At 34.2% G+C, this 26,908-nt stretch carries 17 protein-coding genes and 3 tRNA genes; 9 read left to right on the top strand and 11 right to left on the bottom strand.

From position 1 onward, the window contains the following. Positions 1 to 172 precede the first annotated feature (172 nt). Together IWX83_RS06440 and IWX83_RS06435 are read left to right on the top strand one after the other, a co-directional pair. The gene (locus IWX83_RS06440) at positions 173 to 2,284 is read left to right on the top strand and encodes a response regulator (RefSeq protein ID WP_196828452.1); all 2,112 of its coding nucleotides are present in this window, start codon (positions 173 to 175) and stop codon (positions 2,282 to 2,284) included. Positions 2,285 to 2,520: 236 nt separating this feature from the next. After that, positions 2,521 to 3,873 (top strand): NAD-dependent succinate-semialdehyde dehydrogenase, encoded by a 1,353-nt coding sequence (locus IWX83_RS06435; RefSeq protein WP_073355025.1) that lies wholly within the window; start codon positions 2,521 to 2,523, stop codon positions 3,871 to 3,873. A 143-nt stretch (positions 3,874 to 4,016) separates the two neighbouring features. Here IWX83_RS06435 and IWX83_RS06430 read toward each other — a convergent pair whose 3' ends face one another. Then, the gene (locus tag IWX83_RS06430) at positions 4,017 to 4,496 is read right to left on the bottom strand and encodes a hypothetical protein (protein WP_073355027.1); all 480 of its coding nucleotides are present in this window, start codon (positions 4,494 to 4,496) and stop codon (positions 4,017 to 4,019) included. 80 nt (positions 4,497 to 4,576) lie between these two features. Then, a complete protein-coding gene (locus IWX83_RS06425) occupies positions 4,577 to 4,882 on the bottom strand; it encodes a hypothetical protein (protein ID WP_196828450.1) in 306 nt (101 codons plus the stop codon). A gap of 593 nt (positions 4,883 to 5,475) precedes the next feature. Here IWX83_RS06425 and IWX83_RS06420 point away from each other — a divergent pair. Next, positions 5,476 to 6,525, top strand: a complete 1,050-nt coding sequence (locus tag IWX83_RS06420) for an outer membrane beta-barrel protein (protein WP_196828448.1) — start codon at positions 5,476 to 5,478, stop codon at positions 6,523 to 6,525. Positions 6,526 to 7,088: 563 nt separating this feature from the next. Here IWX83_RS06420 and IWX83_RS06415 read toward each other — a convergent pair. The 5 genes from IWX83_RS06415 to IWX83_RS06395 form a co-directional block, all read right to left on the bottom strand. Continuing rightward, entirely contained in the window at positions 7,089 to 7,991 is a 903-nt protein-coding gene (locus IWX83_RS06415) for an N-acetylmuramoyl-L-alanine amidase (protein WP_196828446.1), read from the bottom strand. A gap of 31 nt (positions 7,992 to 8,022) precedes the next feature. Next, complete coding sequence (locus IWX83_RS06410; RefSeq protein ID WP_073355033.1) at positions 8,023 to 8,490, bottom strand: hypothetical protein; 468 nt, start codon at positions 8,488 to 8,490, stop codon at positions 8,023 to 8,025. 30 nt (positions 8,491 to 8,520) lie between these two features. Then, positions 8,521 to 9,834 (bottom strand): 30S ribosomal protein S12 methylthiotransferase RimO, encoded by a 1,314-nt coding sequence (rimO, locus tag IWX83_RS06405; RefSeq protein ID WP_196828444.1) that lies wholly within the window; start codon positions 9,832 to 9,834, stop codon positions 8,521 to 8,523. A gap of 238 nt (positions 9,835 to 10,072) precedes the next feature. Continuing rightward, positions 10,073 to 11,650, bottom strand: coding sequence for an OmpP1/FadL family transporter (locus IWX83_RS06400; RefSeq protein ID WP_073355037.1), 1,578 nt, complete (start codon positions 11,648 to 11,650; stop codon positions 10,073 to 10,075). 54 nt (positions 11,651 to 11,704) lie between these two features. Continuing rightward, entirely contained in the window at positions 11,705 to 12,763 is a 1,059-nt protein-coding gene (locus tag IWX83_RS06395) for a hypothetical protein (RefSeq protein ID WP_196828442.1), read from the bottom strand. 100 nt (positions 12,764 to 12,863) lie between these two features. Between IWX83_RS06395 and proS the strand changes: the two genes are divergently transcribed. The 5 genes from proS (at position 12,864) to rpsT (ending at position 15,006) form a co-directional block, all read left to right on the top strand. Then, the gene (gene proS / locus IWX83_RS06390) at positions 12,864 to 14,342 is read left to right on the top strand and encodes a proline--tRNA ligase (protein WP_073355041.1); all 1,479 of its coding nucleotides are present in this window, start codon (positions 12,864 to 12,866) and stop codon (positions 14,340 to 14,342) included. A 78-nt stretch (positions 14,343 to 14,420) separates the two neighbouring features. After that, positions 14,421 to 14,492: transfer RNA gene (locus tag IWX83_RS06385), tRNA-Glu, on the top strand. Between the two features lie 47 nt (positions 14,493 to 14,539). Beyond that, positions 14,540 to 14,611 (top strand) — tRNA-Glu (locus IWX83_RS06380). Between the two features lie 38 nt (positions 14,612 to 14,649). Continuing rightward, a tRNA-Glu gene (locus tag IWX83_RS06375) sits at positions 14,650 to 14,721 on the top strand. Positions 14,722 to 14,754: 33 nt separating this feature from the next. Further along, positions 14,755 to 15,006, top strand: a complete 252-nt coding sequence (rpsT, locus tag IWX83_RS06370; protein ID WP_066078122.1) for a 30S ribosomal protein S20 — start codon at positions 14,755 to 14,757, stop codon at positions 15,004 to 15,006. A gap of 68 nt (positions 15,007 to 15,074) precedes the next feature. Here the strand turns inward: rpsT and IWX83_RS06365 are convergent, their stop codons facing one another. Beyond that, positions 15,075 to 15,485 (bottom strand): response regulator, encoded by a 411-nt coding sequence (locus IWX83_RS06365; protein WP_073355042.1) that lies wholly within the window; start codon positions 15,483 to 15,485, stop codon positions 15,075 to 15,077. Beyond that, positions 15,485 to 17,200 carry a PAS domain S-box protein gene (locus IWX83_RS06360; protein ID WP_196828440.1) on the bottom strand — a complete coding sequence of 572 codons (1,716 nt, stop codon included), beginning with the start codon at positions 17,198 to 17,200 and terminating at the stop codon, positions 15,485 to 15,487. The genes IWX83_RS06365 and IWX83_RS06360 overlap by 1 nt, the downstream gene beginning before the upstream one ends. A gap of 174 nt (positions 17,201 to 17,374) precedes the next feature. Here IWX83_RS06360 and typA point away from each other — a divergent pair, with 174 nt between their 5' ends. Beyond that, positions 17,375 to 19,171, top strand: coding sequence for a translational GTPase TypA (gene typA, locus IWX83_RS06355; protein ID WP_073355046.1), 1,797 nt, complete (start codon positions 17,375 to 17,377; stop codon positions 19,169 to 19,171). 258 nt (positions 19,172 to 19,429) lie between these two features. Here typA and IWX83_RS06350 read toward each other — a convergent pair whose 3' ends face one another. Next, on the bottom strand, positions 19,430 to 21,934 hold the full coding sequence (locus tag IWX83_RS06350; protein ID WP_196828438.1) for a T9SS type B sorting domain-containing protein: 2,505 nt from the start codon (positions 21,932 to 21,934) through the stop codon (positions 19,430 to 19,432). Between the two features lie 22 nt (positions 21,935 to 21,956). Further along, positions 21,957 to 26,888, bottom strand: coding sequence for a T9SS type B sorting domain-containing protein (locus IWX83_RS06345; RefSeq protein ID WP_196828436.1), 4,932 nt, complete (start codon positions 26,886 to 26,888; stop codon positions 21,957 to 21,959). Positions 26,889 to 26,908: the final 20 nt, after the last annotated feature.

Genomic DNA, 26,908 nt, shown 5'->3' with positions numbered 1-26,908 from the left:
AAAGTTTACGATTGTAAAACAGATGTTATAATGATGAACTTCATGAGTTTAAATAGTTGCAGTTTTTTTTTATCATAAAAAAAACATAACTTGCGCCAGCAAAAAAAGTGATATATCCTACAAAACATCAAGTAAGATGTTTTTGGTTTCTCTTTTTTTATCTGCCTACAATATGAAGAGATTAATTAACCTGAATACCTATTTTAAGCTATTGTTGCTGATCGCCTCAGCGACTGTATTCTTTTTTATACTTTATACTTCCTTATACCTTTATACCGTTCAAGAAGAACAGCACTTTTATAAAACTACTCACAGTCGATATAACAATGAAGTAAAATCCTTATTTATACTGAACTCTAGAACACCAACTGCCACAGTTATAGATGTTACATTTTGGGATGAGTTAGTTCAATTCACCAAAACAAAGGATAATAAATGGTATAATAAATACATCTCTAATGAATTTCAATCCTATGAGGCAGATTACGTTGGGATTTATGATTTAGACCGCAAATTATTAAATAAGACAAGATCATCTAAGATTAAAAGTTTTGACTTTATTCCTAAGGAGATGATGACTGCACTTTATAACTCTAAATTTAAAAGGTTCTATATTAAGCTTCCAGAAGGTGTTGTTGAAGTTTTTGGTGCGACAATACATCCTTCTAATGATCCAAAAAAGAATAAAACAAAACCTTCCGGTTATTTTTTTATGGCTCGACTTTTAGATGCGTCTTTTTTCGAGTCTTTAGAAGATATTAGTAGTTCTAAAGTTAGTATAGCATTTGCAAATCAAAAAATTAAGGCGGAAGATGATTTTGTAACTGTTGGGCTAAATTTAAAGGATTGGAAAAATAACATAGTAAGCACGTTGCTTTTTAAAAGACCTTTTAATTTAAATTACAGTAAAACGAAAGAAATTCTTTTTATAGTGGTCATAGCTTCGATCATTAATATTTTTATTTTCATCTACTATACTAAAAAATGGGTTTACGATCCTTTAAAATTAATTAAAAATATCTTAGAAACAGGCAGTAGTAATTCAATAACGAGTTTAAAGAAATCCAAAGGCGAGTTTGGTTATATTGGGAATCTTTTTGAAGAAAATAGCAATCAACGGAAACAATTAGAAATCGCTAAACAAAAGGCAGAAGAAAGCGATACTTTAAAATCTGCTTTTTTAGCTAATTTGTCGCATGAGATTAGGACTCCCATGAATGCCATAATTGGCTTTAGTGATTTACTAATGGATGCTAATTTGAAAGAAAAGGAAAAAATAGACTATTTAAAAATCATAAAAAATAGCGGAAATAGCTTGGTTTCCATTATTGAGGATTTGATTGAAATGTCTAAAATTGATGCGAAGCAAATTACGCCAAATTATAAAGGGTTGGATTTAGAAAAATGTATCGCAGAACTATATCACGCCATTAAGATTACTATTCCCAAAGATAAAGATATCGAGTTTTATATTGTAAAAAATCCTGAGGTCCTGCAAGGCGCTATTATTACTGACGAAACGAAACTGAAACAGATTATCGTAAATTTAATTACAAATGCCGTTAAATTTACAGAGAAAGGTTTTGTTTCCTTTGGATATAAAATAAATAAAGAAAAAGAACTTTTAGAGTTCACGATCGAAGATTCGGGCCTTGGAATTAGTGAAAATTATTTAAAAATCATCTTTGATCGCTTCAGAAGAATTGAAGATAATTCCACAAATGACACCACAGGACTAGGCCTTGGTTTGTCTATTACTAAGGCGTATGTCGAAATGTTAGGTGGCGAAATAAATGTGAAATCAACAATTGGGTTTGGATCTATTTTTACGTTTACAATACCCTTGCGGTTTGATCAAACAATAAATAAAAATATTCAAAAGAAGTCAATTTCGTTTCCGGGTAATCATGAGAACGAAATAATTTTAATTGCTGAGGACGATAATATTAATTTCTTGTTGTTAAAGAAGATTATTGAATCAAAAAATCATACGGTTTTGCGAGCGCATAATGGCCAAGAAGCCGTAGCTATTTGTGTTGAAAATCCCAATATTAGTTTGGTCTTTATGGATATCAAAATGCCTATTTTAAATGGTTTCGAAGCATTCGAACAAATAAGAGCCATTAAACCAGAGCTTCCTGTAATAGCGCAGACTGCTTATTCTTCTTTTGAAGATAGAGAAAAAATCTTGCAGTTTGGTTTCGTCGATTACATTACAAAACCATTGGATAAAGAAAAAATATTTGAATTGTTGGATTCGATTTTTATGGAAATTAACTCCTAAATTCCATACCATTACGCTAGAGAACTCTATAAAGTCAATTTTTTTAATAAGTAGAAAACGTAAGAACCTAAAAGGTTATATTGGCACTTTCTTCTAAAGTAAAGAATTATAATTGCCAAACTGATTTCTTTTCAATCAGATCTAATAAAAAGCAATTGGATAATTTTAGCATGAATTTGAAAACATTTTCAGCTGCTTCCTAACTACCTTTACAACGAATTTTAAATACAACGAACATGATCTTTAAATCCATAAATCCATTTTCACAAGAAGTGATTGCTGAACATGAAGTATTAACAAATACGCAACTCAATCACAAGCTTAAATTGTCTGAAAACGCTTTTAAAGATTGGAAAACTACTTCTTTTCAAGAAAGAGCAGATAAAATGCAAAGACTTGCGGTTATTTTAAGAGAAAATAAAGAAAAATTAGGATTGCTTATTACGAATGAGATGGGCAAAATTATAGCTGAAAGTATGGCTGAAGTTGAAAAATCAGCAAGTAATTGTGATTTTTACGCAGAGCATGCAGAGGAAATGTTGCAAGACGAATATTATAGCACACCATTCAAGAGCATGTCTGTTTATGATCCTATGGGAGCTGTTTTTGCAATAATGCCATGGAATTATCCTTTTTGGCAAGTACTGCGTTATGCCGCACCAGCAATTATGGCGGGAAACGTTACCCTTTTAAAACATTCATCCAATGTAATTGGGTGTGCTAAGGCGATTGAAAGTGCTTTTTTAGAAGCCGGTTTTCCTGAAGGAGTTTTTCAACAAATAAGCATTGAAATACCGCAAGTCGAAAGTGTTATAGCTTCTGATATTGTCCATGGTATTACTTTGACCGGTAGCGAGGGGGCAGGTTCTTCAGTAGCTTCATTGGCGGGAAAACACATAAAAAAAACAGTAATGGAGTTGGGAGGTTCAGATGCTTTTATCGTGTTAAATGATGCTGAGCTAGAGAAAGCCGCCCATGTTGCGGCACAATCCCGAATGTTAAACGCGGGTCAGGCTTGCATCTGCGCGAAACGTTTTATAGTTACAGAAAAAGTAGCTGATGAATTTGTGTCACTTTTTACGCAAAATATAAAAGCATTAAAACAGGGTAATCCAGTACAAGAAGGAATTCATATGGGACCTTTGGCTCGATTAGATTTAGCAGAAACTTTAGGTGATCAATTGGAAAAATCACTAAAACAAGGAGCAAAATTAATAGTCGGAGGAGAGTGGGAAAGCTGTAATTTCCAGCCTACTTTAATTGATTTCGTAGCCGTTGATTCAATTGCATTTCAGGAAGAAACTTTTGGTCCACTGGCAACGGTTAGTAGAGCCAAAGATGAAAATGATGCCATTGCCATTGCCAATACTCATAGATATGGATTAGCTGCTGCAATCTGGACTGAAGACCGTGAGCATGCCTATACACTAGCAAGAAAAATAGAAGCAGGAAATGTTTTTGTGAATTCCTTAGTCCGTTCGGATTCGAGAGTTCCTTTTGGGGGAATAAAAAAATCTGGTTATGGTAGGGAGTTAGGAGCGGTTGGAATCAAAGAATTTATGAATATGAAATCTTTAGTTATCGAATAATATTTTTTTCTTCAAAAGGGAAAGCTATAGTTTAATTAAAAAACGAGAATAGAAATTGTATTTACAAAATCTATTCTCGTTTTATTTTTTTGCTCTGATCAAAAGCGCTTTGTGTCTTTCCTTGCAAAGCGTATGTCCCTTTCTTAATAGGTATACATAACTGCTTTTAAATCTTTAGACTTGGTGGAAAGAATCACAATAAAAGGATATCCTTTATCAGCCGCATTTTGTTTTAATCTTCTTGCTGCTCCATCCTTAAAAGATTGATTACTTTCTCCTTTAGTTTTTCCTAAAAAGCTTGTAATCGTACCGGATTCTCGTAGGCCTTCGGTTTGTGAGGCGTTTAACACGATGACTTTCGTATAATCGGCCTTGCCAGATGGTATTATCTTTTCGGATATGGTTTTAGCTTCATTTTTCGATTTTTCGTGTAGTTGGGAAATTGCGAATTGGCTAACTTTCTTTTCTTCGTTGCTTTCTACATTGGTATAGTAAACTAAATTGTTTTCAATTTTAATGAAGTTTACCTCCATTGTTTCTCCGTTATGTTTTGTAATCTCATGAGTTTGTGCCATCACTGAGACTGTAAGTGAAAGTGCGAGTATTGTGAATATATTTCTCATTATAGTATAGATTTTTATCTAGGTGTTTTTTTAAGCTTTTTGTACGTGTATTTCCTTTTTATTATGGACGCTGGAATTCGTTATCCTTGCTTTGGTGGTGGAGTAGTATTTTGTAAGGCATATTCCTTCATGCTAAACAAATCAGTAGAATGAATCCTGATTTTTTCGAAAGTAAAAAATTCTAAAGAGTGGTGACATTCAATAGTCGTTAGGAAAAGTGTTTTTGCTTGGGTTTCTAAATTATTTTCCTCTAAGTTCTTTTCTGATTGTTCGTAAAAATCAAATTTTTTATCACCAGTTAGTACAGCAAATCCATCACTTATCCATACAAAAGAGAAAGTGACCAATGCTAAAAATAAACAAGTTTTGACCAGTATTTGATTCATTTCCTAAAAATAATAAAAAAGGAAACTAAACACAATTAAAATTTTCATAAAAAAAATAAAGAGCAATTTGTTTCGATGCTTTAAATCGATGGTTTGGGCGTTGTCAAAATAGGGTGTAACATTATTTTAGCAAGAATAAATCAAATAATTTGTTGTTTTGTATTTTTTTGATAAATTATTTATTTTTATTTAAAATGTATTTTTTAATGGGGGTGTCTTTAAAATAAAACGTTTAAAAACGATATTTTTGGATTTAAAAACTAAAAAATTATTTAAAAATTCAAAAAAAACAGGGGTAAAGAATAAAATAATATTATTGAATTTTTAAAATAGGTCCTAAAAAATAGGGAATAAACATTTAATTTTATTCATTTTTCGTTATTGATAATTCTTCTTAAATCTCGATAAAAAAGTAGAAAATAGTAATTCAAGTGGGATAAAAGTTAATAAATTCGCTTTAATAAAAAGAGAATTTTAGGGTATAAAAGGCATTAAAAATAATTATTTATTGATCTAATACTGTCTTAAAACTCCAAAAATTAAAACCAAAACCGATTAATTATCAAACTTATTACGAATCAAAACAACCAAACATGAAAAACCAACTAGCTACTTTAGTAATTTTACTAACAACTACCTTAACATTTGCACAAGAAACAACTCCTGCTCCAGCAACCACTTTTGCAGGATCAGCGGACGCCTATTACAAGTATGATTTTTCTGGGATAGATAACAGTTTAACGAGTTTTACGAATTCTCATAACTCCTTTGAATTAGGAATGGCTTCTATCGAGGCTTCCCATAAAATGGGTAAAGCATCTGTTTTTGTAGATTTAGGTTTTGGAAATAGAGCGGCTCAATTTACTTATAATGATGGGCCGGAAACATTTATGATTAAACAATTGAATTTTACTTATGAATTTTCAGATAAATTTAAAGTAACCGCTGGAAGCTTTGGTACTCACATTGGATATGAATTAGTAGATGCAGTCGATAATAAGAATTACAGTATGTCTTATGCATTTACTTATGGTCCTTTCTTTAATACGGGCGTAAAAGCACAATATACATCAGGAAAGTTTAGCCTTATGGCTGGTGTTTCGAACCCAACCGATTTTAAAACAGCAATTGAAGCGGGTTCCTCTCAGAAAACATTTATCGGGCAGGTAGCATTTTTGGGAGATAGCGGGAGTGCTTACTTTAATGTAACTTCAGGTAGTAGTAATCCATCATCAGACGAAAATAAAACCCAATTTGACTTTGTGGGAACAAAAAAAGTAAGTGACGTTTTTTCACTAGGGTTCAATGGAACGTACGCAATGACTAATAACGATTTTAATAAGGCGTTAGATGGCGAATGGTTTTCTTTAGTAGGATATGCAAATGTAACTTTCAAAGAATCTTTAAGTTTAGCCTACAGATTGGAATATTTAGATGCTAAGGAGGCTACCGCAGGACTAGGTTTGCTTGCTGGGACGAGCGTTGTGGGTAATACCTTGTCCTTAAATTATAAAGTGGGAAATCTGACTATTATACCAGAGTTTCGCGTAGATATGGCCTCAGAGGATATCTTTTCAAATAGTGATGCTGCACCAAAAGGAGTAACTGCTTATGCTTTACTCGCAACTACCTATTCATTCTAATTCCAATACTATTTTTTTTTTTGCTGCCAGAATGCTTTTAAGTATTTTGGCAGTTTTTTTATAAGGTAAAGTAAGTAAAATCAAAATATTGAAAAGCGAACTTTTTGCAACGATTCGTTCTTTTTTAATCCTAGAAGAGGAAAGGTGTTGGAATTATTGTATTGAAAAGATCGTTGGTTAAAATAGCTCTTGCTCTGCATGAAATGATTGAACTAAACACTTTGTAATATTTTAGCTTTGGTTTAAATAAAGGTTTTTATCACAGACTATCAATTTTGAAATCATGAACTCATTTTTGAATCTGGAATTAAATTTTACTGATTTTTCTCGATTTAACCTTGCGTACATTTGATCAGTTGTACTAAATAGTTGACCATCGAATTCGTAATAATTTAATTTTTTTGGCTATTAATTTCTAAATATCAATGTAAAAAAATAGGGGATTGACAGTATATTATTAGTAGTAAGATAGCTTTTTGTGGTATTGTGTAATAACTAGTACAACTAAAAATAGTCTTATAAGAAGCCTAGAAGAAGTTTTTAATTTTTAATCCCGTACTTGTTTATTGCTTTTTATAAATAGAATAAATAGTGTTTATCGTTTTTTCATCTAAAAGATCATTTACTTCAGTTTGAATAAAATGTAGCTTGAATGCGATAATTGCAGCGGACAAATTCTTAGTATCATATCCTATTATTCGTAAGCCTTGTTCTATATTGAAAGTAGCGGGAGGGGTCTCTAAAAAAGTATCAGGCCAAATTCCAAACCCTTTTTCGGCTAATATTTTCCATGGAAATAAAGCACTTGGATCTTTTTTCCGCGTTGGTGCAATATCAGCGTGACCTATAATATTTTGGGCCGGAATATTGTAGTCTTTTTTCAACTTAGTTAAAAGAGCCAGTAAGCTGTTGATTTGCAGTTCAGAAAAAACTTCAGATCCATTATTGTCTAGTTCAATACCTATTGATGTAGAATTAATATCCGTATTTTTTCCCCAAGAACCATTTCCAGCGTGCCAAGCTCTTAAATAGTCATTTAGCATTTGAATCACTTTACCATCATCTGAAATTACATAATGAGAGCTTACTTGCGGCGCTATTTTTGTAAATGTATTTATGGTTTGTTGCAGAGAATCTTGTGCGGTATGATGAATAATAATGAAGTTAGGTTTTCTTAAATTAAAATTTACGGTTCCTATCCATTCTGTATTGATTCCGTTTTCTAATGGGGTAGAACCCATTTTGAAAATCGTGTCTTTATAAGTCTGTAATTGCTGTGTGTATAAAGTATCAATATTTAGTATTACATGAGGAATGACCGGCAAAGGATGCGGATCTTTATTTGAAATAGTTTCTTTTAATGATTTAAGTTTCTCGTCATATACTTTCTCACTTTTTTTGTAAGGATTGGGAGAGCAGGAAGTAATAATGCCGGCAAAAATCAGATAATAAAAAATTTTTCTCATGTAGGTTTATTTAACAATGGGCTGTAAGCAATTATTTAGATTTTTTTTTGGATTTTTTCGGATTTTTTGCCGCTTCATTAAGGGCGACAAATTTTTCTTTCTGGTCCTTATTCAGTAACTCCATTATTTTTCTATCTGTAACCTCTGCAAGAACTTTCAAGTTTTCCATTTTAAGTTCTTGGCTAGTCTCCGCCTTCATAAGCATGCCCTGCGTTCTAATGCTCTCGTTCAAAATATTAGAAAGAGCCACTACTTGAAGTTCATCTAGAAGGAGTTCGGGTTTTATTCGCTCGATTATTTTTGCAACCGTAACTTCCACAGGAATCTCCTTCGGTTTTTCCTGTGTTCTATTTTGATCCATCGAACTATTCATGCGGCGATTACCACCATTATTATTTCCATAACCATTATTGAATCCACCATTTCCAAATTGTGCGGAAACAGTATTTGAAAATAATGCAATAAACAGGACCGTTAGAATAGATTGAAGTGGTTTCATAATTAATGTTTTAAATCAAATATTATAAATTTAAGCGGGTTCTCCGTATAAATCAAATTCTGTTGCTTCTGTAATTTTTATTAGAACAAATTCGCCAGTTTTCACATAATGCTTTGAAGCATCTATTAAGACTTCGTTATCTACATCAGGACTATCAAATTCTGTGCGTCCTACAAAATGACCTCCTTCTTTTCTATCGATAATACATTTGAAAACTAGCCCTACTTTTTCTTGGTTTAAATCCCAAGAAATTTGTGATTGTAATTCCATTATTTCATTGGCACGATCTTGCTTCACCTGGTCTGGAACATCATCTTCAAGTAAATAAGCATGTGTATTTTCTTCATGAGAATAGGCAAAACAACCCATTCTATCAAACTTTATTTCTTGAACGAAATCTTTCAGTATGTTAAAATCCTCTTGCGTTTCTCCTGGATAACCTACAATTAAAGTCGTACGAATAGCCATTCCCGGAACCGCAGCGCGGAATTCTTTTAGTAATTTAGTTGTTTTTGCTTGAGTAGTTCCACGACGCATAGATTTCAAAATTGAATCTGAAATGTGTTGCAATGGAATATCTAAATAATTACAAATTTTAGGCTCTCGCTTCATGATTTCCAATACTTCCATAGGAAACCCAGTAGGGAAAGCATAATGCAAACGAATCCATTCGATTCCTTCTACCTTAACTAGCGCTTCTAATAATTCTCCAAGGGCTCTTTTTTTGTAAATATCCAAACCGTAATAGGTCAAATCCTGAGCTATCAAAATTAATTCTTTTACGCCATTTTTAGCTAGCCCTTCAGATTCTTTTACTAGTTTTTCAATAGTTTGGGAAACATTTTTTCCTCGCATTAATGGGATTGCACAAAAACTACAGGGTCTATCGCAACCTTCTGAAATTTTTAAATAAGCGTAGTTTTTAGGGGTGGTCGTTAAACGTTCTCCTAATAATTCATGCTTGTAATCAGCGCCTAAAGCTTTTAGTAAAGCAGGCAATTCCGTAGTGCCAAAAAACTGATCCACATTAGGGATTTCTTTTTCTAAATCGGGACGGTAACGTTCTGACAAACATCCGGTAACAAATACTTTGTCAACAAGTCCTCTTTCTTTTTTATCAGCATACTCTAAAATCATATTCACTGATTCTGCCTTAGCATTATCAATAAACCCACAAGTATTTATTACAATAATATTTCCTTCTTCGGCTTCCGGAGCTTCGTGCGTAACGTCTTTTCCGCTTGCGCGAAGCTGACCCATAAGTACTTCACTGTCATATACATTCTTTGAACACCCAAGAGTGATCACGTTTATTTTATTCTTTTTTAAAGACTTCGTTCTCATATCATTAGAATCCCTATAATTTGGGAATTTTGCAAAATTACAATTTTTATTTAAACTGAACTTGTTTCAGTTTCTATTAATTCGTTTCGAACCATAAAACTTTGTGTTTTTTATGGAGCTATTCCTGCTGTTCGTTGCAATCTCCCGCTAAAAAGCGGGAGGATTTTCACTGCCATCAGGGCTAAAAAAAATCCGTTTCATAATCACGAAACGGATTTCTTATACTAATTTTAGTACTTTATAATTCGAATAGCAAGGTTAGTGAAACAGCGTTGTTTACAGCATCTATGCTTGCGCCATCAGTAAGTCCTTGACTAAAAAATCCTTGTTGTGTATTTCTTTTGGCATACGAGTAGGCTAAATCAACTTTTGTTGAGCCAAAACTATAACCTAAACCACCTGAATAACCAGTCAAATCGCCTACAGTTACAGCATTTTTGTACGGGCTTTGTTCGTAGCGGTATCCTGCTCTTAAACTTAAAGCCTCAATTTTATATTCAGCGCCTATTCTTAATTCGCCAGTAGAGGCTAAAGTGGAATTCATTTCACTATTTAAATTATTAAAATAAGAATCATTTTCAGGTTTGAATTTAGTATTACTGTAATCCTTCATAGCATAATCAACGCTTATTAAACCGGATTTCCCAAAAACATAAGCAAAACTTCCAGTTAACTTACTTGGTGTTTGCAGTTTATAAAGTTCGTACCTGTTTACGTACTGAGGATTTATATCATTAGTGATATCATCAGCATTTGAAGCACTCCTTACGACAACTAGTCTTTGAGATAATTCATCATTTAAGTTGTACCATGTAGATGATTCATAAGCAAGACCCACACGAACTTCATTTGTCAATTTTGCAATGGCTCCTACTTGGAACGAGAATCCTGTGCCATACGTGTATAAATCGTTTTCAAAACTCAATCTGCTTACAGTATAATCTGCTGTTACGGGTGCATTATTATCTTCATAAAAAGTGGATGATTTGCGATAGTCAGTAAAATGAGAATTCAAATTAAGTCCTATATATAACTTATCATTATATGATGTTGCAGCATTAAAAGATAGTTTTCCATTATAACCAGTGCTATAGATAGAATTTTCTTGGTAATAATTTCCTCCAGCTGGAACATTTGAAGTATAAGGAGAGTTGTTGTTATTGGTGTCAACGGCATCAATGACGAAGCCTTGATATCCTAAAAATGCTTGCTGAGCGGAGAATCCGTTTAAGTTTTGATATTGATTATTAGGAAGACTAGTCCCTAAAAATGAATATAAATCTGAGATTGTTTCTCCAGGTACTCTGTTTACAAATTCTTGCGGGACAGGGGCTCCATTATTTGAATTGTTGGCATAGCTCAAAAAGTAATTAGCTATTGAATTGTTTGGATTCGTTCCTGCGGAAAATAATCCATTATCAAAATTATTAGTATTTTCATAATTGATACCGAGCGAAACTTTTTTCCAATTGCTATTCCCTTTGCTGTTAAATACAAAGACAGCTCCAGCTTGATTTAAATCGAAAGAATTGTTTTTTTCGGTCGTTGAGGTTCCAAAGTAGTTCGAATTGTTTTTAAGGTCGTAATTACTTAGAGTAATGGACATTTGGTTATTCGAAAAAATGGCGGAACCTGCTGGATTTACATTTATGGAAGATAAATCTCCTCCTAATGCTCCAAACGCACCACTCATAGCCCTGAACCGAGCTGTACCGCTCAAATTATCTTGTGAATAGCGAAGTGCATCAGAGATTTCTTGTGATTGCGCAACGCTGATAGTGAAGCCTAATGCTACTAAAAAAAAATATTTTTTCATATAATGGAATCGTTATAATTTAATACTATAAAAAAGAAAGGAACTTCGTAGTGATTATCCTCTGCCGCCTCTACCGCCACCTCCGGATGATCTACCGCCACCTCCAGAATTTCCGCTGCTACCTGATCCTCTGGAGCTGCTTGATCCACTATTGCTAGGGCTGTATGATCTTGAACTGTTGTCGTTTGTTGAACTTGGAGTATAGGATCTTTCTGGTCTGTTGCTTTGGTTTCGAGTAGCGTTACCACTTCCTCTTCTACTTGTATTGTAATTCGAGTTGTTTTGAGATTGTCCTTGATTTCTTGAAAAGGTTGGACTGTTCCTATTGAATCCGTTTGCACTATTTCGTCGGAAATCAGTATTTGTATTTCCTCTACCATTAAAATCGTTTCTACGGTTAACGGTATTTCCTTGGTTTCTAGAGTAGTTTGCTGAATTTCGGGTGTTGTAATTTCTATCTGTACTCGTATTGGTGGTGTAGGAAGAACCTCTTCGGCCTCTATTATAGGAATAACCGCCATTATTATTGGAATTAGGATATCCCCAATTGTTACCCTGCCAATTGTTCCAGCCCCAATTGTTTCCATACCAATTATTCCATCCAAAACCGGCATTCATACCCCATCCAAAACCGCCATTCCAGCCCCAGTTGTTCATTCCCCAACCAAAACCGCCATTCCATCCCCAGTTGTTTCCATACCAGTTGTTCATTCCCCAGCCAAAACCACCGTTCCATCCCCAATTATTCATGCCCCAATTGTTGTCGTAGATGTTTATGCTTACACCTTGAGGATTACTGCCCCAACCAGGATAGCTTCCGTTGTCTTGTAGAGAGTCGTCTTCAGTGCTAAAATCATTATAATTGTCTACATCTGTAAAAATTTCTACAGGTTGATTGTCGTTTTGTAAAGACCCAAAATAGTCTTTATATTGATTGTTTGGAGTATTTTCTGTCTCTCCTGCAACAGCTCTTCTTGTAGTATTACCATATATTCCATCAGAATCATAGTAAGAGCTATTTTGGTAAGAGCCACAGGATGTAAACAAAATGCTCAAAAATCCAACTAAGTAGTATATTGTCGGATTTCGGAAGGAAAGAGTACTAGTTTTCATATATATGGAGTTTTTATTGTTGGACATTACAAAAATAGTTAGTTTTGTGGAACTATTTATTTAAAATTATTAATGCAAAATTTGTGCCAAACTATTCAGTATGAGTAAGAACATAACTACGAGAGCAGACGATTATTCAAAATGGTATAATGAGTTGGTTGTCAAAGCCGATTTAGCCGAAAATTCAGGAGTTAGAGGCTGTATGGTTATCAAACCTTATGGTTACGCGATATGGGAAAAAATGCAAGCAGAATTGGATCGAATGTTTAAAGAAACGGGACATCAAAATGCCTATTTTCCATTATTTGTGCCAAAAAGCATGTTTGAAGCCGAAGAAAAAAATGCGGAAGGATTTGCTAAAGAATGTGCGATCGTGACCCATTATAGGTTAAAAAACGATCCAGACAGACCCGGTAAATTAATGGTAGATCCGAATGCAAAATTAGAAGAAGAATTAATTGTTCGTCCCACCAGTGAGGCAATTATTTGGTCTACTTATAAGGGTTGGGTTCAATCCTACAGAGATTTACCGCTGTTGATCAATCAGTGGGCTAACGTGGTGCGATGGGAAATGAGAACCAGATTGTTTTTGAGAACAGCAGAGTTTTTATGGCAAGAGGGTCATACGGCCCATGCAACAAAAGCAGAAGCAGTTGAAGAATCGGAAAAAATGATGAATGTATATGCTGATTTTGCCGAGAATTTCATGGCAATTCCAGTTATAAAAGGAATAAAGACAGAAACAGAGCGCTTTGCGGGAGCAGAGGAAACGTATTGTATTGAAGCTTTGATGCAAGACGGAAAAGCGCTACAGGCAGGAACTTCGCATTTCCTGGGTCAGAATTTTGCTAAAGCCTTTGATGTTAAATTTGCAAATGCTGAAGGAAAGCAAGAGCACGTTTGGGGAACATCTTGGGGTGTATCTACTCGTTTAATGGGTGCATTAGTAATGACGCATTCAGATGATCAAGGATTGGTATTGCCTCCTAGTTTAGCACCTATTCAGGTAGTGATTGTTCCTATTTATAAAACAGATGAGCAGTTGGATGCTATAAGAGCTGAGGTAAATGTTTTGACTGCAGCTCTAAGAAAATTAAATATCTCTGTGAAATTTGATGATAGAACTACTCAGAAGCCTGGTTTTAAATTTGCGGAATGGGAGTTGAAAGGGGTGCCAGTACGAATTGCTGTAGGTCCAAAAGATCTAGAAAATGGAACTTTTGAGGTTGCAAGAAGAGATACTTTGTCTAAAGAAGTAATTTCTAAAGATGGAATTGAAACTTATGTCAGTGATTTATTGAAGCAAATTCAAAAAGAATTGTTCGAAAAAGCATTAGATTATAGAAATACACATATTACCGAGGTAAACAGTTTTGAGGAGTTTAAAGAAGTTTTAGATACTAAAGGAGGTTTTGTATCAGCACATTGGGACGGAACTGCAGCTACGGAAGAAAAGATTAAAGACTTGACTAAAGCGACCATCAGATGTATTCCATTAGATAGGGTAAAAGCGACGGGAAGCTGTGTTTTTACTGGAGAAAGTTCAGTTGGAAGGGTGTTGTTTGCGAAGGCATATTAAAAAAAAAATTTTTTTTTTGCATCAGCTATTGTGCGTCTCAAAAATAGTTGTATTTTTGCATCCGCATTAGAGAAGCAGGGCCCGTTCGTCTATCGGTTAGGACGCATGGTTTTCATCCATGTAAGAGCGGTTCGATTCCGCTACGGGCTACTATTTTTATTGCAGACTAAAGTTTTCCTGAACTTAGAGGGAAGTAGGGCCCGTTCGTCTATCGGTTAGGACGCATGGTTTTCATCCATGTAAGAGCGGTTCGATTCCGCTACGGGCTACAAAATTCAATTCAGATTGATAAAACTTAGGGGATAATGGTCCGTTCGTCTAGGGGTTAGGACGCCAAGATTTCGTCTTGGTAACAGGGGTTCGATTCCCTTACGGACTACAATAAAATAGTAAAAGATAAAAAAGCAATAAAATGGCAAATCATAAATCAGCTCTAAAGAGAATCAGAACTAACGAAAAGAGAAGAGTATTAAACAGATACCAGCACAAGACTACTCGTAATGCAATCAAAGCATTAAGAATAGCTACTGATAAGACAGATGCTACATCTAAATTGTCAAACGTGATCTCTATGATTGATAAGTTAGCTAAAAAGAACATTATTCATGATAACAAAGCTTCTAATTTAAAATCTAAATTAACGAAACTTGTTTCTAAATTGTAATTAACACAATTTATTACATACAAAAAAAGCTCTCATTTTATGAGGGCTTTTTTTGTATATAACCATTATTATTTTAATTTGTCTTTTAAGTATTCCAGCATAGACTGACTGATTGGTTTTGATAAAAAGTCAATAACCATTGGGTATTTCTTGGATTTTTCCAAGTCCTCTGGGTCAATTGTTGAAGTAAGTACAACAACCTTTATGGTATTGAATTCTTCAAATTCTGTACTGTTGAAATAATCTAAAAATTCCCAACCGCCCATTACGGGCATGTTTAAGTCTAAAAAAATAAGCTGTGGTTGTGTTATTGGATTAGTTTTGTTGTTAGTATACTTAATGGTGTTGAAGAAATTAAGAGCTTCTTCGCCATTCTGGGATGTGATTATTTCATTAGAAAATGATGATCTAATAATTACTTTTTTGCAAAGCATAAGTGTTATAGGATCGTCATCAATACATAAAATTTGATCTAACATTATTGTCTGTTTTTAAATGTTAATGTAAATGTAGTTCCTTTATTAACTTCGCTTTCAATTTCGATAGTTCCCCCCATTGTTTCAACTTGTGATTTAACCAAATATAGCCCAAGTCCTTTGCTGTCTGGGTAGTTATGAAAGCGTTGGTAAAGCCCAAAAACTTTGTCTCTGTTTCGAACCAAGTCGATACCGATGCCATTGTCTTTAAAAATTAAAACAACAGTATCATCAATTTCGTGAGTGGTAATCGTTATCTTGAGCTTTCTGTTCTCAGATTTGTATTTTATGGAATTGGTTAATAGATTCAATAATATACTCTCTATATATGCTTTATTGATATTAATGATAGCAACTTTTTCAAAATCGAGTTTAATGATTGGCTTGTGTAATTCAATTTGGAAATTAAGCTGACTAAAAACATTTTCAAATATTTCTTTAATAAAGACCGCCTCTTTTTTAATGGAAGGATTGTCTTTTATGACGATTACCTTTACTAGGTCGTTGATTGTGTCGTTCAATAAATGAGTAGATTTATTAAAACCGCTTAAAATCTCCTGTAATTCTTGGTTTTCGATCGGGATGTCTTCTACTAAATTCAGTAAGCCTATTAAATTTGATAATGGTGCTCTGAGGTTATGCGAGGTAATATAAGAAAATTGCTTTAGGTCTTTATTGTTTTGCGTTAATTCTCTAATGAGTTGCTCTTTTTCTCTTTCTTGCTTTTTCTCATCAGTTATGTCTCGTTGGATTGAAATCCAATGCGAAAGTTCATTGTCTAAGTTGTAAATGGGAATCATAGAGAGGCGTACACAATATTCCTCTTTGTTTTTAGTGTAGCTTATCGTCTCGATAAGGCATTCTTCCTTATTTTTAATAGCAGCTAACAGTTTTTTTAGTTCGTTACTATCTGAATTTGGGCTATTAAATAAATCGGGGGATTTACCAATGATTTCAGCAGCTTCGTATCCTGACATGATTGAAAAAGCAGGATTTACATAAATTATGTTTGGAATTTTAGCATCACTGGAATCAGCCTCGGTAATGATAATAGAATCTTTAGACTGGGTGATTACGGTCTCTAATAATTTAAGTCTTTGTTCTTCCTCTTTTTGTTTGGTAATATCTTGTATGGCTCCAATCATTCTGACTGCTTTACCGGTATCATCTTTTAATAAAAAGCCTCTGTCTAGAACATATTTATAGGAGTTGTCAGCGCATCTAAAGCGATATTGATCCTGCCAATTTTCTGTTTTTTGTTCTATAAAAGAGTAAAGTCTAATGGACATTTTAATACTGTCTTCGGGATGAATTTTATCAAACCACCAATTTGAATTATCGTCTACATCTTTTTCTTTGTATCCAAAAACACTTTCAATTCCCTTGTTCCAAGAAAAGCTGTCTTCCTGTATCTTCCAATCCCAAATGGTATCGCTAGTTGCTTTAGCTACGATGTTGTATTTTTCATTTGATTCTTTTATTTCGTCATTTGTATTTTTGAGTTTTTCAAAAATGGCGACGTTTCGGTTGTCATTTTTCGAGAGAATGAGCTTGAAAATTAAACCAGTAAACAGTACGAATAAAAGGTCCTTGGTAAAAGTGAAAAACGGAAGGTTTTCATTAGATATATATTGTAGTAATAATTTGTGACTAACAATAGCTACAAACATTGAAATAAGGATGTAGATTATGATTACTTGATTGGTTTTGCTTTTCATTACTCAAATATAAATAATTATTGCCGAATTATTAATCATCAGTGATAACTTATTTTTTAAGGATTTTTTTTATTATTATTTTCGGGGTCTAATAGGTTAAGAATATGTAAACTATTGCATAAATATTTTTTATATCAAAATAAAGTGTACCTTTGCACCCATTAAAAATCACAGATGGAATCTATTAGAAACATTGCAATTATTGCCCACGTCGATCACGGTAAAACAACTTTGGTTGATAAAATTATGTATCACTGTCAGTTATTTCGTGATAACGAAAACACAGGTGACTTAATCCTTGATAACAACGACTTAGAGCGTGAAAGAGGTATTACTATTACTTCAAAGAATGTTTCTGTAGTATACAAAGGAACAAAAATCAACATTATTGATACTCCTGGTCACGCCGATTTTGGTGGTGAGGTAGAGCGTGTATTGAATATGGCTGATGGAGTTTGTCTACTTGTAGATGCTTTTGAAGGGCCTATGCCACAAACGCGTTTTGTATTACAAAAAGCATTAGACCTTGGTTTAAAACCATGTGTTGTAATCAATAAAGTTGATAAAGAAAACTGTACTCCTGAAGAAGTTCATGAAAAAGTTTTTGACTTAATGTTTGAATTAGGTGCAGAAGAGTGGCAGTTAGATTTTCCTACTGTTTACGGTTCAGCTAAAAATAACTGGATGTCTGATCACTGGGAAAACGTAACTGATAATGTGGAAGCCTTATTAGATATGGTTATCGAAAATGTACCAGCTCCTAAAGTATCGGAAGGAACTCCTCAGATGTTAATTACATCGTTAGATTTCTCCGCTTTTACAGGTCGTATCGCTATTGGTCGTTTAGAAAGAGGTGTATTGAAAGAAGGTATGCCAATCTCATTAGTTAAAAGAGACGGTACAACAACTAAATCTAGAATTAAAGAACTTCATACTTTTGAAGGTCTTGGTCGTAAGAAAGTTCAAGAAGTAATTGCTGGAGATATTTGTGCAATTATTGGAGTAGAAGGTTTCGAAATTGGAGATACTATCGCTGATTTTGAAAATCCAGAAGCTTTGAAATCAATTGCTATTGATGAGCCTACAATGAGTATGTTGTTTACTATTAATGACTCTCCTTTCTTTGGTAAAGAAGGAAAATTTGTAACTTCTCGTCATATTAGAGAAAGATTGACTAAAGAATTAGAGAAAAATTTAGCCATGAAAATGGGTGAAACTGATTCTGCTGATAAATTTATGGTTTTTGGTCGTGGTGTATTACACTTATCTGTTCTTATTGAAACAATGAGAAGAGAAGGATACGAATTACAAATTGGTCAACCACAAGTAATCATCAAGGAAATTGATGGTAAAAAATGTGAGCCAATTGAAGAACTAACAATCGACTTACCGGAGAATCTTTCTGGTAGAGCTGTAGAGTTTGTTACTATGCGTAAAGGAGAAATGTTAAGCATGGAAACGAAAGGGGAGCGTATGATTGTAAAATTCAATATTCCATCTCGTGGAATTATAGGATTGCGTAATCAATTGCTTACTGCAACAGCTGGTGAGGCTATTATGGCACACCGTTTCATTGGATATGAGCCTTACAAAGGAGAGATAGCAGGACGTAACAAAGGGTCATTAATTTCTATGGAAAAAGGAAAAGCTATTCCTTATTCTATCGACAAATTACAAGATCGTGGTAAGTTTTTTGTTGAACCAAATACTGAAATCTATGAAGGTCAGGTAATTGGAGAAAACTCTCGTGCTGATGATATGTGTGTAAACGTAACTAAAGAGAAAAAACAATCTAATGTACGTTCATCAGGAAATGATGAAAAAGCAAGGATTATTCCTCCAATCATTTTCTCTCTTGAAGAAGCTTTAGAATACATTCAAAAAGATGAATATGTTGAGGTTACTCCTAAATCTATTCGTTTACGTAAAATTTATTTGACAGAAACTGATAGAAAGAGATTTAAAATCTAATTCTATTTTTATAAGATTTAAAAGCCATTCGTTTATTCGAATGGCTTTTTTTATGGTCTTTTATAACGTTTGTACTTAATAGCGGTAAGTTTTTTACCACATAAGGAAGCTATAATACAACTTCGGCATGGTAGCACGATATCCAGTTACATGACAAAATAAGGCACACCCTTTAGTAAAAAGAACAATGAAAAGTAACTAATCTTAATGATAAAAGTAGGTATTGACTAGGTTGCGGAGTATTTACCCAAAATCAATTTATCTTTTCAAACTGAAATGACCCTTGATTTCTCTACCATCTCCAAGTTTCACAGTGTACCAATAATCATCAGATGGTAATGACTGTCCCATAAAAGTTCCATCCCATCCTTGATTGGCGGTGGTAATTTGTTTTATTAACTTGCCGTAACGGTCATAAATAAAGATGTTAGAACTTGCATTAAAAGTGGTATTTACTCCCATTATACTCCAATAATCATTTTGACCATCTCCATTTGGTGTAAAAAATTTAGGAATACCAATTACAGCTATAATTTTATTCACTGTCCCGCAACCATTTTTATCATTTATGTAAACTTCATGAATTCCTGCAACCACATTATCAAAGAAATTAGAATCTTGAAATGGTCCTAGCGGTTCGTCAAGGCTATATTCATACAGTCCTTTTCCACTAACATTTACAGTTATGGAGTTTACATCCGATAAATCCGTAATCGCAATATTCGTAATTTGGGCAACATCCGAAGCTGTCACTTTTATAGTATGTACTGTACTACAACTACTAAGCGAACTAATTTCAACGCCATAATCACCTTCCGTATTAACATCAAGTGTTGAACTTGTTTGTCCATTTATTGTGCTGTTATTTTTTGTCCAAACATAAGTGAATTTTGTAGAATCGATACCGCTCGGAATTCCAGATTCTAATGTTATAAAAAAAGTAGGAAGATTTGAACAAACTATTTTATCTTCTTCAAAATCATCCATAATGATTGGTTTTGGATTCACGACTAGTTTTAGTAAAGGACTTATACCGTAACAACTATTGTCTGCCGTACTTTCCACTCGGACCCAAATAATTTGTTCATTTGGATAGCCTTCATTTCTATATTTAGACGGGTTTTGAACTGCATTATTTTCAGATAAGGCATCAGCATCATTTTTGAAATATTGGATAGAATAGGGTGTTGTGGCAGGCGGAAGGATAGCAATTATATCTTCGCTAATACTAGTGAAATCAAATGTAGCGACTCCGTCTTTATCGTCATTTATTGCTGTTAAGTCATCACAAGTCGAAAGTATTCGAGTAAATGAAGGTGGGATTTGTGTTGTCGATACTAGTAAATTAAGTTGGGCAATTTTTATGCAACTGTTAGTATTTTCAACCCGTGTCCAAACCTGCATGCTTCCTGCAGTAGTATTTGTAAAAGCAATAGGGTCAACAATTAATTTTTCAGGATCTTCTATTTCTGCACCAATAAGTGAAGTATAATAGGTGAATTTTGCAGAGATAGTAGGCGATATTTCGTTATTTTTTATAGTTAAATTAAAGGCTGAAAATCCATCAGAATCTTCATCGCACTGCACTATTGTTACGTTGTTTACTAGCGGAAGAGGCGTTACAGTTAGATTAACTTTACTAATGGCTACACATAAAGTAGCAGGGCTAAAAGCTTTAACATAAATGTCCTGTTGATTAGGGTTCGTGTTATAAAACAAGGGGCCTAATTCATTCCTATCTGTTTCAGCATCATTTTGGGAAATAAAATATTTGAGGATGTAATCTGTAGTACTTTGTGCGTTTAAAATTTCAGCAGTAACTTTATTTAAATCAAAAGTTGCTTTACCATTTGAATCATTTCCGTCCTTCGCATCATCGCAAATGACTGATTCAATTGCGGGAATATTTATATATTCATTCACTTGAACATAAAACTCTGATGTGGTGAAGCAACCAGTTATTGTATTCGTTATTCGTGCAAAAAGAGATTGAGGATTCTGTGAATTTGTAAATGAAGTTGGATCTAGTATTGGATTTATACTTGTTGTTGCGTCATTTTGATCTTTATGATAACTCACATTAACACCGGTTTGGTCTCCTATGATAATTGGAGTATTTTTAGTTAAATCGAATGTCGTAGAAAAGTCCGCTGTTCCATCGCTATCGCATTGAACTATATTTAAGGTTTCTCCCGTTGGTACATTACTGGTAGGCGAAGAATTGAATGTTGCAGTTCCGGTCCATTGAATTGAAAAATTGCTATTGCCAATAGGTCTGTCTATTACTAAAAAATAAGAATCACCATCAGCTACCGTCAGCCATTTTACAAAGCTATTTCCATTGTTTCCGGGCCCTTCGGCTATATCACTCTCTATTTCATTCATGCCAGTATAATTATTATTCTGCCTTGTTGATGCTGGATTAGTGGTAGAACACCTGATGGCCAGTCCTAGAGCATCGCATGTTTCATTAGGTCCAAAAACAAAAAAATCAAAATCTTCTCTGATGTCTGTACTTTCGGGAACGAGATTGAATCCTAGCGTGCCGCCTTTTTTTATCGATATTCTTAACCAAATACTATTATTCTCCTGACTTGAGCAAGTATTTAAAGCAGATAATTCTTGGGTGCCAAAACCGGTTACTGTCAGACCATCTAAATTTGTGTTTCCGCAAACAATAATGGCATCGCTACAGTCACTTTGTGCATGGCTCTTTACAAATGCAAGAAGTAAGAATAAGGGTAGTAAGATTGTTTTTGTCATTGTTAAAATTTAAAAAATATTTTTACCTTTTTAAGCTAAAATGCCCTTTAGTTTGTCTTTCATCTTCTAATTTTATGGTATACCAATAATCATCAGAAGGCAAAGGTTGGCCTGTAAAAGTTCCATCCCAACCTTCACTGGTTGGTATCAATTGTTTCAAAAGCTTTCCATAGCGGTCAAAAATATAGATTGTCGACTTGGCATTAAAGTTGGCATTAATTCCTTTTACATTCCAAAAATCATTATAACCATCATTATTGGGTGTAAAATATTTTGGTACACCAATAACAGAAATAGTTTTACTAACCGTTCCGCAACCATTGATGTCATTAATAAAGACATCATAAATTCCGGAAGGAATGTTAGTAAATACATTAGAGGATTGGAAAGGGCCCGACGGTTCGTTTAGGCTATATTCATATTTTCCTTTTCCGGTAACATTCACCGTTACCGTATTTATATCTGTTAGGTCTACAATATCAATGTTTGAAATCGTTGCAATATCTGAAGCTGTCACTTTTATTTTTCTGGTCCTGCTGCAGCCTAGAGTTGTAAATACTTCAACAGTATAATTACCTTCGGCATTAACATCTAAGGTTGCATTGGATTGGCCAGTTAAAACAACACCGTCTTTGGACCAAACGTAAGTATAGTTAGTTGTAGCTGAACCATCTTGAATTCCCGCATTAAGTGTTACGAAGAAAGTGGGGAGATTCGAACATACTAATTCATCCTCACTTCCATCTAAATTTAAATTTATTGGTGGAAGTGGATGTACTATAAAAGGTATAATTACCGATACAGTACAGTTTGAATTTATAGTATTTTCTACTATAGCAGTAATGTCTTGAGTATTGCTAAAAAATGGATTTGGTAGCGGACTAGGTAAGGGAGCCCCATCCTTGTCGAAATATTTAACATTCATTCCTGTTTGTCCTCCTAAAATTGTATTTTGAAAAGTACTAGTGTCAAATCCATATTTCCCGTCTTGCATTAACGGATCTGCTTCATCATCGCAAACCGTTGTTAAAGCTGTTGGAATTGGGAACGCTACAGGTAAATCATCTACGATAAAAACGATAGTCGTTGCATCAGAACAGCTCAAAGTTGTGGCGTTCGTTACCACTGCTTTTATAGTCTGAGATTCCGTTGTGAATGTTGGTGGAAAAGGACTAGGTAACAGATTGTTATTTTTATCAAAATAAGTGATGGTTACATTAGTTTGTCCTTTTACTATATCTGATTCTAGAGTAGAAGTGTCAAAAGTATATATTCCGTCTTGATTGTCATCGCATTGTCTTGGAACGGTAACCACATTCGCAAAAGGTAGTTTTTCAACAGTAAGCGATACATATGGTCCCAAACCATAACAAGCGTTATCGACATCACTATCTACTCGACCCCATATTTCCTGTGTGTTTTGATAACCAATATTTCTATAGTTTGAAATATTTGTGATCACATTGTTTTCCGCTAACGCATCTGTTTGATTACGGTAAAAAGTTACGGTGTAATTACCAACTGGCAATAAAGTTTTTATATCCGTTTCGGCACTGCTAAAGTCAAATGAACTAATTCCATCTCTGTTATCATTGTTTGAATTGTTATTCCCGTTTTCATCTAAGAAATCGTCACATTCCATATACGTTCTCTTGAAGGTGCTTGGAATTTGTGTTACTAAAACTTTTAAGGTTAATTCTGCTACGCTAAAGCAGCCATTAGCATTGACTACTCTTGCCCAAACTTTCATCGTGCCGGGTGTTGTATTTGTAAAAGATGTAGGCGTACTAATTAATTCTGATTCGTTTGCTGTGGTAGCACCATCCAATGAAGTATAATAGAAGATGTCCTCATTGGCAAAATTACTGGAAATAGCATCATTTTTCACCGTTAGATTAAAAGTAGTTACCGCATCTAAATCATCATCACATTGAATGATAGTCACCTTATTAACGATTGGTAAAGTGTACACGGTTAGCGTAGTATCATCTGAAAGTAATCCGCAGGAATTACCCACTTTATTTAGTTGAACTCGATATTTATATCCGTTCATATTATTTTTTACGCTTGTTATCACTAAAGTATTGGTTGTTGCTCCAGAATAGATGACGTTATTAATAATAGTATTCCAAGTGGTTCCATTAGTAGAAATTTGCCATTGGTAGGTATTACCACCATTGTCACCTAGTGTAATTGTCGTGTTTTCTAGCTCACAAGTAGGATTTGCCAGCGGTTGGGAAGTGATTACAATTGGCGCGGCTGTTATGTAATTTGCATTTGGGGTTGAGTAGCCAGTACCGCTAGTTACTTGCCCTTTACTATCAATGGTTGGTGGAGCAATTGTACCCAATAATCCATCTCCATTTGGATCCATGAATCCTGCTTCGATAACATCAGAACATAAATCTCCATCACTATCTAAATCGCGATAATTTTTGATGCCGTCAGTATCGGTGTCTGTTCCAAGATTGCCAGTTTCAATTGCATCAGTAATTCCATCATTATCGCTATCTAAATCTAGATAATCGGGTACGCCATCATTATCTGTATCGATTGGGACCAATTCAGGTTCAAACGCATTATCTAATCCATTTTTATTGGTATCAGAATTTGATAATGCAACCGAGGCATTTGGTTGAGATTCTATTATGTCTAGAATTCCATCATTGTCACTGTCACTGTCTAGCTGGTCTGGGGTTCCATCTCCATCAGAATCTTTTGGAACACAAGAAGCAAAAAACTTAAATGTTGATTTGTTGGCATTGGTGTCAGATAAATTTTTGTGTGTGAAACTGATGGAGTTGGACAAGTAAGTAAGAAACTTGAATGTTCCTGTTCCCGGCACCAGGGGAGTGATACTGTTCAAACGAAATCGTATTTCGAAAGAAGAATATTGTGTTACGCCGCTTTCATAAATACCATCATAATTAGTATCAATCAATAATTGGTTGTTTGGGTTGAGTACCGTTATTGTTTTATCGATATCCGAATTTACAATGTAATCAGAATCAGCATTCAATAAATCTGTTGCATTGGCGCTAGTTACATATTCCATTCCCAAACTTATGGGTTTTGAAAAAGTCATTTTATAGCTTACAAAATTTCCTTTTCCGGCGGGTATTTGGGTAATAAAACTTCCATCATTATTTCCTGTAAAAGGAGCAGCGCCCGGTGCTGTCGACGCAGAAATGGCTCCAATAAATGAATTGGAATAAAGACCAGTTGCTATAATTCCCCCATTAGGATTGGATATGTTAACGTCTTGATTGCCATAAGATTCCGTACAATTGGTAATGCCGTCGTTGTCATTGTCGATATCAATATTATCGTTTACGCTGTCATTATCTATATCTGTTTCACACGTGCTTACAGGAATTAGGTCAGATAAAACAGGAGGTGAACTGCAACCAGATATACTACCCTTTACTTGATAATAGCCAGGTTCTGTGGGAGGATACGAACTTTTGTTGGAATTGTCTATGGGGCTATTATTAAAGTACCATTCGAAGGTGTCGTATGAAGAAATGGAACTAATTTTTAGCGTAACATTAGAAATACAAGATGAACTACCTGCGGTGATTTCGTCAGTTATAATTTCGGGCTTGGTATCAAAACCGGAATAATAACCTCCATAGGTAGCTGCATTGTTTGAACCAAAATAAGAAACATAGACTTGCTTAGTGGATTTTACACTTACATTTCCAGACAATCCATTGACAGTATAATAAACAAAACCAGGGTTTGCATTAATAGAAGTTGGAAATGATGTGATTGGCGAACCATCAATTAATACTGTAGCTCCAGATTCAGTTACAATATTTATACTGCCTACATAAGATACATCGCCTATTGCATTTATCATTGGAATATTATCAACTATCCTTGGAGTAGAACAATTAATAGGTGGAACAAAAAATAAATTTTGATTTGCGGGTGATTCGGTTCCGCCGATACTTTGATAAGCAAAGATATTCTCTGAACTTGTAACGTAGAGATTATTATTGATATAATTGCTTCCATCTAATATTAAATATTCACCTGCATTTTTTGTAATCGGAGTCGAATTTCCGTTTGTGTAAATTTTTGTATTGTCCTTGTGCGCAATTAATAACACACGTTCCAAAACATCGCTTCCTAATCCTTTGATGAAAATATATTCTTTCCCAGTTTTTTCAAAAGAAACTATTTGATCAAAGCCAAGATCTCTTCCCGAGGAATTTCTAGTGATTTGGCCTTCGTAATTAGTACCCCCAAAAGAACCTGCATTTACGACAATGTCCTTATCAGAACTGATTAAGCCTCCTATAATATTTGTACTTCTAAAATCATTATCATCATTTTGGATTGCTAATACGTAGCTTTCATTTTTATTAAGAGAAACTCTTATAGGACCATTTATAATAATTCCATCTGTTAAAATTGTACCATTAGGAATATTTGAGATCGTTATATTAGTGCCATTTTCAACAGCTAGGATTGATGCAAAATTCATTAATCCAGTGGTGTTAAATTTGTTTAGCATGGCTCCAATTCTAAATTCTTTTCCTAGGGCACTATTCCCTTTGGAGACTAATCCTCCAGCTTGATTTTGGAATCCTGCATTTGTTCGGAAGCTTGTATAAATTAAATCTTCTGCTTCTACTATATATCCCTTATTATTTAATTTTCCAATACTTGTATTTGGTGTGAATATTTGTGTATTGTCACCGTTACCAATAAAGTAAATCCAAGGATTGCTTTTGTTGATTGACTTTGTATATGTGTTTCCACCAATTTCAATCACTCTTACCTTAACATCAGTAATGCTTGGCGTGGAAATGTATAAAAGATGATCTTCTGGAGTAATACCTAAAGTATTTGCCGAGGTCAAAGGCGGTATATAATGTGTTTTACTAAATTGGGCAAAGCAGCTTATTGATAAAAAAATAAAGAAAATAAGTAAAGTTTTTTTCATGCGCTAAAAATAGGGAAATT

Origin of the sequence: Flavobacterium sp. CG_9.1 (genome assembly GCF_015751645.1) — a bacterium.
In the GTDB taxonomy this organism is placed as follows: domain Bacteria; phylum Bacteroidota; class Bacteroidia; order Flavobacteriales; family Flavobacteriaceae; genus Flavobacterium; species Flavobacterium xanthum.
Note: the sequence above shows the minus strand (reverse complement) of the source record. Positions and strands in the feature narration are given on the sequence as shown.